At 58.6% G+C, this 12,069-nt stretch carries 14 protein-coding genes; 9 read left to right on the top strand and 5 right to left on the bottom strand.

The window, feature by feature from the left end:
- Window positions 1–178: 178 nt before the first annotated feature.
- The 3 genes from WAW39_RS02520 to WAW39_RS02530 all read right to left on the bottom strand — a co-directional run bounded on the left by WAW39_RS02520 (window position 179) and on the right by WAW39_RS02530 (window position 1,814).
- Window positions 179–526 (bottom strand): hypothetical protein, encoded by a 348-nt coding sequence (locus WAW39_RS02520; RefSeq protein ID WP_422315440.1) that lies wholly within the window; start codon window positions 524–526, stop codon window positions 179–181.
- Window positions 527–564: 38 nt separating this feature from the next.
- Window positions 565–924, bottom strand: a complete 360-nt coding sequence (locus tag WAW39_RS02525) for a hypothetical protein (protein WP_422315442.1) — start codon at window positions 922–924, stop codon at window positions 565–567.
- A 281-nt stretch (window positions 925–1,205) separates the two neighbouring features.
- Window positions 1,206–1,814 (bottom strand): DUF4919 domain-containing protein, encoded by a 609-nt coding sequence (locus WAW39_RS02530; RefSeq protein WP_422315444.1) that lies wholly within the window; start codon window positions 1,812–1,814, stop codon window positions 1,206–1,208.
- 631 nt (window positions 1,815–2,445) lie between these two features.
- On the opposite strand from WAW39_RS02530, the gene WAW39_RS02535 reads away from it, so the two are divergent.
- From WAW39_RS02535 to WAW39_RS02555, 5 genes are all read left to right on the top strand, one after another.
- Window positions 2,446–3,060, top strand: a complete 615-nt coding sequence (locus WAW39_RS02535) for a class I SAM-dependent methyltransferase (protein WP_422315446.1) — start codon at window positions 2,446–2,448, stop codon at window positions 3,058–3,060.
- Window positions 3,061–3,804: 744 nt separating this feature from the next.
- The gene (locus WAW39_RS02540; RefSeq protein WP_422315448.1) at window positions 3,805–4,422 is read left to right on the top strand and encodes a class I SAM-dependent methyltransferase; all 618 of its coding nucleotides are present in this window, start codon (window positions 3,805–3,807) and stop codon (window positions 4,420–4,422) included.
- A gap of 90 nt (window positions 4,423–4,512) precedes the next feature.
- Window positions 4,513–5,898 carry a DUF3696 domain-containing protein gene (locus WAW39_RS02545; protein ID WP_422315450.1) on the top strand — a complete coding sequence of 462 codons (1,386 nt, stop codon included), beginning with the start codon at window positions 4,513–4,515 and terminating at the stop codon, window positions 5,896–5,898.
- Window positions 5,895–6,401: a hypothetical protein gene (locus WAW39_RS02550; RefSeq protein WP_422315452.1), complete on the top strand. Its 507-nt coding sequence runs from the start codon at window positions 5,895–5,897 to the stop codon at window positions 6,399–6,401. Before WAW39_RS02545 ends, WAW39_RS02550 begins: the two co-directional genes overlap by 4 nt.
- Window positions 6,398–7,105 carry an RNA ligase family protein gene (locus WAW39_RS02555; RefSeq protein ID WP_422315454.1) on the top strand — a complete coding sequence of 236 codons (708 nt, stop codon included), beginning with the start codon at window positions 6,398–6,400 and terminating at the stop codon, window positions 7,103–7,105. Before WAW39_RS02550 ends, WAW39_RS02555 begins: the two co-directional genes overlap by 4 nt.
- A gap of 82 nt (window positions 7,106–7,187) precedes the next feature.
- Here the strand turns inward: WAW39_RS02555 and WAW39_RS02560 are convergent, their stop codons facing one another.
- Window positions 7,188–8,606: a DUF1552 domain-containing protein gene (locus WAW39_RS02560; protein WP_422315456.1), complete on the bottom strand. Its 1,419-nt coding sequence runs from the start codon at window positions 8,604–8,606 to the stop codon at window positions 7,188–7,190.
- A 251-nt stretch (window positions 8,607–8,857) separates the two neighbouring features.
- On the opposite strand from WAW39_RS02560, the gene WAW39_RS02565 reads away from it, so the two are divergent.
- From WAW39_RS02565 to WAW39_RS02580, 4 genes are all read left to right on the top strand, one after another.
- Window positions 8,858–9,652, top strand: a complete 795-nt coding sequence (locus tag WAW39_RS02565; protein ID WP_422315458.1) for a hypothetical protein — start codon at window positions 8,858–8,860, stop codon at window positions 9,650–9,652.
- Window positions 9,653–9,873: 221 nt separating this feature from the next.
- Window positions 9,874–10,209: a PadR family transcriptional regulator gene (locus tag WAW39_RS02570; RefSeq protein ID WP_422315460.1), complete on the top strand. Its 336-nt coding sequence runs from the start codon at window positions 9,874–9,876 to the stop codon at window positions 10,207–10,209.
- The gene (locus WAW39_RS02575; protein ID WP_422315462.1) at window positions 10,202–11,059 is read left to right on the top strand and encodes a permease prefix domain 1-containing protein; all 858 of its coding nucleotides are present in this window, start codon (window positions 10,202–10,204) and stop codon (window positions 11,057–11,059) included. Before WAW39_RS02570 ends, WAW39_RS02575 begins: the two co-directional genes overlap by 8 nt.
- A 127-nt stretch (window positions 11,060–11,186) precedes the next feature.
- Window positions 11,187–11,393: a DUF7660 family protein gene (locus WAW39_RS02580; RefSeq protein ID WP_422315464.1), complete on the top strand. Its 207-nt coding sequence runs from the start codon at window positions 11,187–11,189 to the stop codon at window positions 11,391–11,393.
- A gap of 161 nt (window positions 11,394–11,554) precedes the next feature.
- Here the strand turns inward: WAW39_RS02580 and WAW39_RS02585 are convergent, their stop codons facing one another.
- Window positions 11,555–11,878, bottom strand: coding sequence for a hypothetical protein (locus tag WAW39_RS02585; protein ID WP_422315466.1), 324 nt, complete (start codon window positions 11,876–11,878; stop codon window positions 11,555–11,557).
- Window positions 11,879–12,069: the final 191 nt, after the last annotated feature.

The following is a 12,069-nucleotide window of genomic DNA, read 5'->3' on the forward strand; positions in this document are numbered from 1 at the left end:
GGACTGGGGGTGGGGTGTGCTCATGGGGGGGAATGAGAAGCGCTGGGGGGTGGCGGCGCGCTTCTTTCTGAAAGCTATATCGCAAAGCGATGGCTGAGGAGACGTGACCATATGCGCAGGGGCGGGGCGGCGGGAACGGGCCTCCCCTGCCCCATGCTTTTTCCCTGAGATGCGGGGCTCAGAGGGGGTGGAACTCGTGGGCGATGCGGAAGGTGATGGCGCAGGCGATGCCGCCGAGGATGAGGGTGCACTGGATGAGGCGGAGGGCGCGCTGCAGGCGAAACCAACCTTCTTCAAAGGACCAGAACCATTCGCCCAGGGAAGTGATGGACCAAGCCGAGAGACCGAGGAGTGCAAATGCGACGATGGCTTCCCAATCGGGAGGCTGGGGCGGCACGTCACGGAGGCCCGCGTTCGAAACTCCGGCCAGAATGACGAGGGTGCCCCATGCGGAGATCCAGGTGCTGAAGAGGCAGATGCCCAGGCCGATGAAGCGTGCGACGAATGCGGTGCTGCTGTGGTGCATGGGGGCTGGGAGACGAAGTGGAGCACCATCCTCATCAGCTACTGGACCTGGGTGGCGGCGATGAAATCGGACTCGGGGATCCAGGTGGCGACACCGCTCTCAAAGAGGACGAGGCGGCTGTAGGGATGGTGGGTGAGATCATAGCCGCCGGTGCGCGGGGCGGCGGAGATGATGTGGCCGTGCTCGGGGTGCGGCAGGCAGCGGGTGGGATTAAAGAGAAGCCAGGGGGTGCTCAGGCCGCTGTCTGGATCGACAAAGGGGGCGGGCCTGCCGGCGTCTTTGGCGTCTGCCACGGCGTGGTCGAGATCGGCGAATTTGACGGGCCAGCGCCCGGCGTTCTGGGTGCGGTACTCGAGGAAGAAGCGATGATTGAACTTGAGCAGGACGGCCTGATGCATCCATGAACTGCTGGGCCCGGCGCCGGTGGAAAAATGAGCGGCGAGAGATAGCAGGAGAGCTCCTAACAGCAACCCTCCGATAATTCTAATACTTCCCTTATACATGGGCGGCGGAAACGTGGCAGAGCGTGCGCGGAATGGCAACTGCAAGCCCGCTAATTACCGGTGAATTTGTATTTATTCGATGCGGTAAAAATGATTTTTTGAAAGAGCGGAACGAGGCAGGATGTGCGTGTGTTTGCGAGGTGAGCACGCGGGATTTTTGAGCTGCGGTGTGCGCTTTATTTTTTACCGGGCGCGAACTGGCGGGCGGTGGCGGCGAGGGAGAGGGAGACATCGAAGTAGAGGTCGGTCTCGGTGCCGTTGGAAAGCCGGACGTGCATTTTGTCGCAGGAGTCCACGAGGGATTGATCGATGAGCTCGGCGTCGATCTCGTTGAGCAGGGCGTACTCTTCGGAGACGGAGATGACTTTCCAGGCGGTCTTGGCGGACTTGCCATCTCCGCTGGAGGTGATGGAGCGCATGAGGCCGTAGAAGCAGTGGAAGTGGTGCATGCTGCCGGGAATGTCTCCGGCCTTCTTGAGAAAATGGCCGCAGAGGTAGTGCAGCTGGGCATCGATGGGGAATTTCTCCAGCCAGGGCTTGGCGAGTGAGGTGGCCTTGGGGAAGTCCTTGCTTTGGATCGCGGCCATCACGGCCTCGCGCTCGGGGTCGAGGTTCCAGAAGCCGTCGAAGTCCGGCCGCGCGGCATAGGCCATGCGCAGGGCGGTGAAGTCGTCTGCGCTGGCGAAGGCGGGGACTTTGGGCGCAGGTGCCGCCTTGGGCTCTTCTGCGTGGCTGATGCTGGCGAGGGTGAGGACGAGCAGGGCGGCGAGGCGGGCGGCTTTCATGGCGATGCGGTGTGGTTGATGAGCGAGCGATGGGGGCCGATGGGCAAGCTAGGCGGGGCGGCGGGGATGCAAGGGGAACGAGAACATTGGACACTGAACATTGAACTGCAGCGCTTTGCGGGGTGGTGAGGTGGGGGCAGATCAATGACGGCTCAGCATCCGCAGTCAGTCTGTCCCAATGACGGCAGTGATTTGGCTTTCTTCACTCATCGCTTTGGGTCATGAATAGGCGGCCTGTGACAGGCACGGATGAACCTTTGAGTGATCAGAGCCCATGAAATCAAATCCACCCCAAAGCGCCCGATCATGTGCGCCCTATTGTTTGCTCATCGCAGGATTGGGCATAATTGCATTCAATGTCTTCCTGCTGGTCGCCGCCAACATGGCGCACTACACGGTTACTCCCGATCGAGCTCTCTATTCCAATGAGGTGGATTATGTTCGAGTGGTGGAGTATCCCGTCAGACATGCGAACATGATGCTGGGTTTGTCCTTATGTGGGGTGGCCTCCATCCAATGGCTAATCCAATGCGTCCGAAGAAAGAAAGCGAAAAGCTGACGCACCTGAGGCTGCGGAATGAACGGTGAACCGAGAACAAAAACCCCGCCCTTGCCACCCGCCTCCCGCGCCATGACTCCTTTCGCCATGCAGCCTGATGAACTTGGCCGGAGCTATGATGAGATCGCGGAGCGGTGGCTGGAGCCGCATCTGGAGAGCAATGGTATTTCACAGCATGAGCTGGCTCTGAGGTTTGCGGCGCATCCGGGCGGCAGGGCGCTGGATGTGGGCTGCGGCTGCCACGGGCGCTTCCTCCGGCTGCTGGAGCTGCGGGGCTATGCGGTGGAGGGGCTGGATGTGTCGGCACGGATGATCGCGCTGGCGCGTGAGCGGATGCCGCACGTCACGTTTCACCATGCGGATGTGTGCGCGTGGGAGCCGGAGGGGCTCTATGATTTTATCTCGGCGTGGGACTGCCTGTGGCATCTGCCGCTGGCGCGGAATGCGGAGGTGCTGACGAAGCTGTGCGGGGCGCTGGCGCCAGGCGGGGTTTTCATCTTCACTTTCGGCGGGCTGGACGCGCCGGAGGAGCGGGTGGATGCGAGCATGGGGGTGCCGGTGAACTACAGCACGCTGGGGGTCTCACAGACGCTGCAGACTTTGGCGGCGGCGGGCTGCGTGTGCCGTCACCTGGAGTATGATCAGCATCCGGAGAAGCATGTGTTTGTGGTGGTGCAGCGGGTGTGAGGTGCTGGAGCAGATGCGAATTCAGCGCGGCTGCTTATACCCTGAGCAGACAGGCTGAGATGGAGACCTGTTTTCCATCGGTGGTGGCATTTCCCACACTGCAAACCAGCGTGCCCATCATCTCCTGCCTTTCCACGTTCCAAGGACGGCGCATCATTTTCAGCGCCCGCGACGCCGCAGACCCGAAACTTCGGACCCGCACAGCGGTTCCATACCAGCGCTGCGGCGCGCGCTGCTCTGGATGGTAGGGATGCGCTGTGCGCGTCCGTGGAGTCTTTCGTCCCATCGTGGGCTGCTGCCACATCGCATGCCCCCTTTTCAAACGCCCCGCCCCCAGCGCACCTGCCGGCCCTGCATGCGCCTTCTTTCACCTGGCCTCTGAATCTATAGCGTTTTGCGAAACTGATTTCTGGAAAGCGAGCGTGGCGACGCTCGGCGGCGGCTTGAGGACAAGCCGCCCTACCTCGCGCTGGACATTCGAATGCCCCTCGCGGGCAGGGCTGGTTGTCCTCAACCAGCCGCCGTCGATGCCCAAGATTTTTCGAGCAAGAAGCAGCCTGCTAAACGGAAATGAGTTTTGCGAACCGCTATAAAAAGGTGCTGTGACACTTTCGAGCGCAGAGGCTTCACCGGCTCAGATGCAGACCTGTTTTCAGTGGCCCCTGATATGAGGCATGGAATGTGTGAGTATTGAAGCAGGCGCGGGCGTTGACGGAGGATAGGGCGCGGCCTAGGTTTCTGCACATGACTTCACCTTTGCTCAAACTTCATCTCGGGGCTTTCAATTGTCCGCAGGAGGGGTGGTATAACACGGACATCACTCCGCATATCTGGGTGACGATGGTTCCGGGGCTGCCGCAGCTGCTGCGGAAGGTGGGGCGCATCACGCAGGCGCGGCTGGAGGAGCATGAGCAGGGTGTGTTTAAAAAGCTGCACTACCTGAATGTGACGAAGCGCTTCCCGCTGGCGGACAACAGCTGCCAGTGCGTCTTCAGCTCTCACATGTTTGAGCACATCTTTGTATGGGATGTGCCGCTGCTGCTGGGCGAGATCCTGCGCGTGCTGGCTCCGGGCGGCGTGGTGCGCTTTGTGATCCCGAGCCTGGACCACTACGTGAAGCTCTATGATCCCGAAGACCCGACGGCGATGCTGCTGGGCATCCTGGAATACGACGGCACGGGGGTGAAGAACCGGCACCAGTGGATGTACACGGAGCCGTCCCTGTGCAAGCTGCTGGAGAAGCATGGATTTGTGAACGCACGGGCCTGCAAGTACCGCGAAGGGAAATGCGCGGACCTGGAGCGGATCGACAACCGGCCGGAGAACAGCATTTATGTGGAGGCGGAGAAGCGAGTGGGGTGAGGGGCGGACGGGTGAATGATGAATAGGGCGGCGAAGTTCTATTTTTTGGCGAGTTGCCATTTGTCGAGAAACCGACCAATATCGAATGCAATGCTGACCTCACTTCACATCAAGAACTTCAAAGCTTGGAAAGACACAGGCGAAATTCGACTCGCTCCGCTCACAGTCATCTTTGGTGCCAACAGTGCTGGCAAAAGCAGCTTGGGGCATCTTCTTCTGGGATTAAAGCAAACAGCTCAGTCGTCAGACAGACGACGCGCATTTCATCTTGGCGATCAGAACACATTAATCGATCTCGGCACGTACGCTGATTGCGTACATGGGCATGATGTAAACCAGCCGTTAGAATTTTCAATGCAGTGGAGGCTTCCCTCTCCACTCTATGTTTTAAATCGATTCGCACTTCAGAGATACCGAGGCACCACGATGAACCTTGGTGTGCGACTCGATGCAAACAAATCTGGACAGCCTGAAGCCACGGCGATCCGTTACAGGCTGGGCGGCGTAGGACCGGCCACTTTGAATGCTGATTTTGAGAAACACCCCGACGGAAGCTACTCGCTCACCTCTGAACGCTTTAAGTTCAAAAAAGCTGTTGGTCGCAAATGGCCATTAGACGCACCGGAGAAATTCTACCGTATGTCTGACGCCACGCGGGCTAGGTTTCAAAACGCAGGCTTTCTTGCCGATTTCGCACTAGCCACGGAAAACATGCTCTCCAAGTTTTATTATCTTGGACCGCTTCGTGATCATCCTAGACGCACATATCAATGGTCGGGCGACACCCCGGAGGATGTAGGCCAGCGCGGCGAATTTACCGTGGCTGCCATTCTAGCAGCGGAGGCTCAAGGCCGAAGGCTTAATCGTGCACCACGACAAAGGTTAAGTACGTTCACCGCATTTATAGCTGGCTGGCTTAAGGATCTCGGAGTAATCCATAATTTCGATGTCAAAGCAGTGGCGGAGGGGCGCAAGGAGTATGAAGTCCTATTGCGTGCGGGAAAAGGTGCTCCTGAAGTAAAAATCACTGACGTAGGATTTGGCATCTCACAGGTACTTCCAGCGTTAGTTCTACCTTTTTACTGTCCGCCCAACTCTGTTGTGTGGATGGAGCAACCTGAGATTCATCTCCATCCACAGGTACAAGCGGAGCTGGCCGATGTCTTTATCTGTGCTGCCCAAGCGCGCGAGAACGAAGGCTCACGTAATGTTCAGCTCATAGTCGAAAGTCATTCAGAGCACTTTCTCAATAGGCTCCAACGCCGCATTGCAGAAGGAGCGATCAAACCTCGTGAGGTAGCCATCTATTTTTGCAAGAAGAACGATACTGGAGCAGCCGAATTGGAACCCCTTCGCTTGACTGAGGACGGAGATATTGAAAACTGGCCTGAGAATTTTTTTGGTGACGAGATGGCTGACCTTACCGCCCGTACGGTTGCTGCCGCCAAACGCCGAAAAACTGCCACCTCCAAATGACCTACATCGTGGACACCAACGTCATCTTGGTCGCCAATGGGCAGCATGAAGATGTGAGTAAGGATTGTGTGGCAGCATGCGCACTTGCGCTTCAGCAGGTCATGGCTGACAAACGTTTGGCTGTAGATGACTCCTTCGAAATTCTTATAGAGTACCAGAATAAGACCAACCCTAACCAAGGCAGGGGTCCGGGAGATGCTTTCGTGAAATGGGCTCTTCGAAACAGAGCCAACAAGGAGAAGTGTGATGTGGTGCCCATCATTCAGCATAAAGATCGTGGTTATGAATCCTTTCCTGATGATGTCCGTCTTTCTAACTTTGATCGGGCTGACCGTAAATTCGTCGCTGTTGCCGCAGCCCACGAAGAACATCCAAAGATTCTTCAAGCCGCAGACTCCAAATGGATCGAGTGGGCACCAAAACTTAAGGACCACGGCTTGGAGGTAGAGTTTCTTTGCCCCAAGGACATAAAGAGGTTTCAGGCCACAAAGGCAAAAAAATGAGCAACTTCTTCCGTTTTCCTCACACTCCCCATCTGAAATGGCTAGGCCAAGGAAGCCCACGGGACGATAAGGTGCTCCCCCCTCAAGAAGTCACCAGATTCCTGAGTGGAGACGTGATCGTTGAAGAAAAGATTGATGGTGCAAATATTGGTCTTTCCATTGGTGACGATGGAAAAGTCCGCGTGCAGAACCGAGGTCAGTATCTCGAATTGCCGTTTCACGGGCAATTTTCACGTCTCGCGTCTTGGCTTTCGCAACATGAGATCGGCTTGGAGGCGGAACTTGATAAAAATATGATACTTTTTGGTGAATGGTGTGCCGTGCGTCACTCAGTTGGCTACTCACATTTGCCGGATTGGTTTGTCGCCTTTGATGTCTATGACCGGAAAGAAGAGCGATTTTGGAGCACCTCGCGGCGTAAAGCCCTCGCTACGCGCCTAGGATTAGCCTCAGTTCCTATCCTGTTCAAAGGCAAGACTACGTTAGAGAAACTCCAGCAGCTGCTCATGCAGGGACCAAGTGCCTTTTCACAAAACTCGATGGAGGGATTAATCATCAGGAAAGAAGATTGTGACTGGCTTCAAAATCGCGCCAAGTTAGTACGTCCAGATTTCACCCAAGCCATCACGGAGCATTGGAGTCGAAGACAAATCGATCTAAACCAGATTGAGCCAGCCTCTATTCTCAGTCATACTGTAAATTGACATCCAAGAGGAACCACATGCAACACTCCAAAGCGCCACAGGCTACCGAAAGTTCCTGAGGACGAACTTTGCTCCCCTTCCCCTACGCTTTCATTTCCGTGATCTGTTTGGTGGCGATGCCGATGGGGCGGTCCAGGGGGACGCCGGCGCAGGAGAGCATGGTGGTGAGGAGGTCGCCTTGGTTGCCTTTGGTGTCTGCTAAGAAGCGGCCGGTTTTGACGGTGCCGCCGGCTTTTCCGGCGAGGATGAAGGGGAGGTTTTCGCGGGAGTGTTTGTTGCCGTCCTCCAGGCCAGAGCCCCAGAGCATGAGGCAGTTGTCGAGGAGGGTGCCGTCGGCTTCGCGGATGCTGTGCATCCTTTTGATCATGTAGGCGAACTGCGCGATGTTGAAGGCGGTGATGGCGGCGACTTTGCTCACCATTTCGGGGCGATTGTTGTGGTGCGTCTGGGAGTGGTGCTCGTCTTTGAAGCCGAGCTCGGGGTAGGAGACGCCGTTGGGCGTGGAGCCGATGTAGGTGCTGACGCGGGTGGTGTCGGTCTGGAAGGCGAGGACGTTGAGATCACACATGACCTGCATGTATTCGCTGCGCTTGTCGCCGACGGGGATTTTGATTTCGATGGGCGGGGTATCCGTGGCGCGGTGGCGGCTGGGGGCGAGGCCGGCTTTTTCGAGGGCGGCTTCTTTTTGGCGGAACTCGATGGCGGCGATGCGGCGCTCGACGGCGCGGACGCTGTCGAGGTATTCATCGAGCTTTTGCTGGTCGTCCTGCGGGAGTTTTTTTCTCAAATCTTTGGCGCCGGTGATGACGAGATCGAGCATGGAGCGATCGAGCGCCTGGGCCTGGGCGGCGGCGGCGCTGGTGGGGCCGCTGCTGCTGCCGGGGGTGCTGCTTTGATTGAAGAGGCGGTTGAGGACGTTGCGGGGATTGATCTCGGCGGGGACGGCCTGGGTGGCGGAGCGGAAGCTGCAGTGGGAGTAGTAGCCTTCGTTGAGCCCCTCCTGATTTTCTTTGTGCGTCTGCGGCATGGTGGCGAGCTCGAGCGACGGGAGGGCGGTGAGCGCGCCGACGTAGTTCGCGGCGATCTGATCGGCGGAGATGGCGATGTTGATGCGGTTGCGCTGGCGTGAGTCGGGGAGCTGGGCGGTGAGCCAGGTGGAGAGCTCAAGCGCGTGGGGCGCGCCATTGAAGGGGGCGATGGGGATGCCGCCGATGCCTTTCATGAGGAGGCATTGATCGAGCACGCCGCGCAGGGACTCCAATGCGGGCGGCGGGGTGGTGAAGTAGCTCTCGGGCGTGGCGGGCCAGAACTGATCCATGATGACGCCGTGGGGCATGTACATGAAGCCGAGGCGTACGGGCGGGCGCGCTGCGGCGGCGATGGCACTGGCGCTTTTTTTGGCGGTGTCTGCCCAGCCCATGACTTCGAGCAAGGGGAGCGCGAGGGTGGTGCCGAGGCCGCGCAGGCAGGTGCGGCGGGAGATGAGGGGGCTTTTTGGCATGGGAATGACGAGTGACGAAATCGGAATGACGAATGCGAAATGGGGAGTGCGTGGAGGCGCGAATTTGTCTGGGTACTTCTACTCGGAGAGGTCTGGGATTCTATCGCTTAGCTGTGGGGGGAGGAGGGCCCTGCGAGAAGGTGCGATGGTGGGAGCGGGACGATCCCTCTCTGGAAGAGCCCCCTTCCCTGCGGGAAGAATCTCGTGGCAGCGCGGGGGATGCGGTGGCAAGATGGTGGGAAGAAAAAAACATGCTGCTGATGCGTCCAGTTTTGATGTGGGTGGCGGTGCTGCTGCTGGCCTGCGGTGCGCCATGCGTGGGCGCGGAGAGTGTGGCTGGCCAGGTGGCGCTCAACACCAACACCAATGGGGGTGGTGGCGATGAGGCGGGTGATCTGCTTTTCACGGCGAGGGAGAGTCACCGTGCGCCGGTGGGTTTTCTAACCCATCTGCATGCGCGCGTGCCGGAGATGGAGGATGCGGAGAGCGGGGTGTTTTTCTGCGGCAATGCGCAACGAAGTGTGGCGCTGAATCCTCCGGACAAATGGGCACGGCTGGCGAAGCTGACTGATACGAAGGCTGCGGCGGCGCTGGGGCTGGATGATCCGCTGCTGCTGCTGCTGGCGTATGCGGAGCTTTTCATCGTGAGCTTTGATGGCGGCGCTGAGATCCCCCGATGGTACAGCGTGGCGCAGGCGGATCTGCGCGGGCGTGGTGATGCGGCCACGCCGCAGCTGCTGTGGCTGTTTGATGTGCATCCGTCTCAGCAGTTTCGTGAGGGGCTGCTGTTTCAGATCGATTCCTTTCCCACGATCAATACTGCGCCCTATGTGACGGCGGCACGGAACTACTGGCAGACGCTGCAGATGAAGACGCCGCCACGCACCTGCTATGCCATCGCGCGACTGCTGAGCCGGCACGGCTCGGCGGAGGACCTCAGCATTCTTGAGGAGATGAAGAAGCATCCTCAAGGTGAGGTGGGCATTGTGATCCAGGGGGACATGGTGCGCATGGCGAGACGCCTGGGCAAGAAGGTGCCGCGGTGAACGCTGAACCTTGCCTGCGGAACAAGATGATCTTGGTGGTGTCTGGGACTGCCCCCCCTGCCCTGCCATGATGCGGGTGGCGGGCTCACTGACCTGTCCATTCGCTGACGGTTTTCTTTTTCCCGGTGCCGCAGTCAAGGGACCTTGGTTTGCATGGGGTGTGAACGGGCACTTGAAAAAATCAGGTTGCCATACATTGCTCTGCAATGCATGGTTGCGCTATGAAGCTTCAGAAAGAACTTACGGCGGCCTCTTCGGTGCCGCTTGTGCTGTCGATTCTCGCGGAGGGGGACAGCTATGGGTATGCGATCATTCAGCGGGTAAAGGAGCTTTCCGGCGGGGAGATCGAATGGACGGACGGCATGCTGTACCCGGTGCTGCACTGGCTGGAGGACCACGAGCTGGTGCGCAGCAAGTGGGTGGACTCGCCGACGGGCCGAAAGCGAAAGTACTACCATTTGAAAACCGAGGGTAAACAGGCCCTGAAGAAGCAGCAGGAACAGTGGACCCTTGTGAACAGCGTACTCAACCAACTCTGGAGCCCCCGCCATGCATAACCTCGATCGATCCATCGCCGAATGGCGCAAAGACATCTCGCGCACGCGCGGCCTCGGGCCGGACACGCTGGACGAACTGGAGAGCCATCTGCGTGAGACGATTCACGCGCTGGTGGAATCTGGTATTCCTGAGGCGGAGGCTGTGCAGCGGGCGATGGAGCAGCTGGGGCCGGTGGGTGAGGTGTCGGCGGAGTTTCAAAAATTAAGCCCTGCCACGTGGCTGCCCGTGAGGATCGTGAGGGCGTTGGCGGGAGTGTTGGCGTTGTCGATACTGGCTGAGATGGTGCTCTTCTTTCAGCAGCGTCCTTGGGATGCCTGGCTGGGTGCGCATGTCTTCACGCTGGCGCTAAGTCGCGTGGTGGAGGTGCTTCTGTGGGTGCTGGGGATTTGCTTTGTCATTCAGCGCAGCTTTGCGGATTTTTCGACGCGTCGCGCGGAGGCTCTCGTGCGGGTGGTGCATGTTTTCACGGCATGGGCCTGCGGGCTCACGTTGCTGGGAATGATTTTCGGCATGGGGTATTCGCAGCAGCGATGGGGCCGCCTGTGGGGCTGGCATCCCACGGAAATCAGCGGGCTGTGCGTGCTGCTGTGGCAGGCAGGATTTCTAGCGGTGCAGCGGTACCGGCGGCCCAGCGTGCGCAGCCTGTTTGTGGCGAGCCTTGCGGGCAGCGGCATCATTGTAGCGGCGGTGTACGGCCCGGTGCTTTTCGTCCTGGGAGCTCAGGCGCATGGCTCCGCGTTTTTATCACTCAGGCCCATTCTGCTGATACTGGCGGTGAATGCTTTGTTCATCCTGGCGGGACTGGCCCCGGCGGGATGGCTGCGAGTGCGGAAGGGCGTGGTGTCGTGATGAGGGAGGATCGTCGCTGAACTGAGGCTTTAAGCAATGATTCGATCCGCACTCATCCTATGCTCATGAAGCATCCTGAAAGCGTCTTTTCTTGTCCGTCCGCCCACCCAAACCAAAACGTCCCCCTATGAAAACCTGTCATGATGTCGTTCAAACACTGGAGTCTTTGAGGGACAACCTGGGCAGTGACCGCGGCTCCTGGGAGAATCTGACCTTGGAGAGATACCTGGAAGCGATGGCAGCATGGCTCGGAGCGCATGAGATGGCGAAGGTGGAGCAGCCCTCGTGGGAGCTGATGTGTGAAATGCTGGAAGCGGCGAAGATTTACGAATGAGGAAATGACGGACCGCTGACAGGCCGGAGGTCTTATCGCTGTGTGCGAGCGGTGAGACTTTGAGCCGAGGCTTGATGCAGATCAATTTTTTGATTTTTTGCATCCTGACCCCATTTTTCCGGGGATTGGAACTCTTTGGCTGCGGTGATTTGCGCGCTGGATTACTTCCGGATTTTTTCGATGAGGAGTGCGATGCATGTGAGCGCTGCGGGGCCGAGGGTGATGAGTGCTGCGGTCCACGAAAATCCGACGGTAAAGGTCGGATGACTGGTGTGGAACATCGTGCCGAGGGTGAAGAGGATCAGGAGGCTGAGGCCGTTGAGTTTGAGGATGGGCCTCCACATGGCGGGGCCTTCGAAATAAGCGAAGGGCAGGATGACGAGCAGCACGGAGCTGATGACGAGGAAGATCCAGATGGCCGGGAGAATGAAGAGAAAACTCAGCGGGGGTATGGCATAGGCCAGATGGAGCGGCAGCGGGGTCATTGGCAGTGGCTGCTTTTAGGCGAGCAATTGGGGCGCGGCAATTGCCTGGCTGCTGAGGGAGTCGATGATGTGGCTGCATGCCGCAGCGCCGAGCCAGTGGCAGTCGAGGCCCGTTGTGGCCGGACTCCATCCTTCGTGGAATGCGGCGTCGATGACTCTGGAGACAAACGATTCGCTGAGGTGGTGAGGCT

It is taken from the genome of Prosthecobacter sp., from assembly GCF_049294395.1.
In the GTDB taxonomy this organism is placed as follows: domain Bacteria; phylum Verrucomicrobiota; class Verrucomicrobiia; order Verrucomicrobiales; family Verrucomicrobiaceae; genus Prosthecobacter.

Coding starts and splice junctions, on each gene's coding strand:
- WAW39_RS02580 (WP_422315464.1), top strand. CDS start 11,187: ATGAAAACCTGTCATGATGTCGTTCAAACACTGGAGTCTTTGAGGGAC.
- WAW39_RS02525 (WP_422315442.1), bottom strand. CDS start 924: ATGCATCAGGCCGTCCTGCTCAAGTTCAATCATCGCTTCTTCCTCGAG.
- WAW39_RS02530 (WP_422315444.1), bottom strand. CDS start 1,814: ATGAAAGCCGCCCGCCTCGCCGCCCTGCTCGTCCTCACCCTCGCCAGC.
- WAW39_RS02560 (WP_422315456.1), bottom strand. CDS start 8,606: ATGCCAAAAAGCCCCCTCATCTCCCGCCGCACCTGCCTGCGCGGCCTC.
- WAW39_RS02545 (WP_422315450.1), top strand. CDS start 4,513: ATGCTGACCTCACTTCACATCAAGAACTTCAAAGCTTGGAAAGACACA.
- WAW39_RS02585 (WP_422315466.1), bottom strand. CDS start 11,878: ATGACCCCGCTGCCGCTCCATCTGGCCTATGCCATACCCCCGCTGAGT.
- WAW39_RS02550 (WP_422315452.1), top strand. CDS start 5,895: ATGACCTACATCGTGGACACCAACGTCATCTTGGTCGCCAATGGGCAG.
- WAW39_RS02570 (WP_422315460.1), top strand. CDS start 9,874: ATGAAGCTTCAGAAAGAACTTACGGCGGCCTCTTCGGTGCCGCTTGTG.
- WAW39_RS02535 (WP_422315446.1), top strand. CDS start 2,446: ATGACTCCTTTCGCCATGCAGCCTGATGAACTTGGCCGGAGCTATGAT.
- WAW39_RS02520 (WP_422315440.1), bottom strand. CDS start 526: ATGCACCACAGCAGCACCGCATTCGTCGCACGCTTCATCGGCCTGGGC.
- WAW39_RS02555 (WP_422315454.1), top strand. CDS start 6,398: ATGAGCAACTTCTTCCGTTTTCCTCACACTCCCCATCTGAAATGGCTA.
- WAW39_RS02540 (WP_422315448.1), top strand. CDS start 3,805: ATGACTTCACCTTTGCTCAAACTTCATCTCGGGGCTTTCAATTGTCCG.
- WAW39_RS02575 (WP_422315462.1), top strand. CDS start 10,202: ATGCATAACCTCGATCGATCCATCGCCGAATGGCGCAAAGACATCTCG.
- WAW39_RS02565 (WP_422315458.1), top strand. CDS start 8,858: ATGCTGCTGATGCGTCCAGTTTTGATGTGGGTGGCGGTGCTGCTGCTG.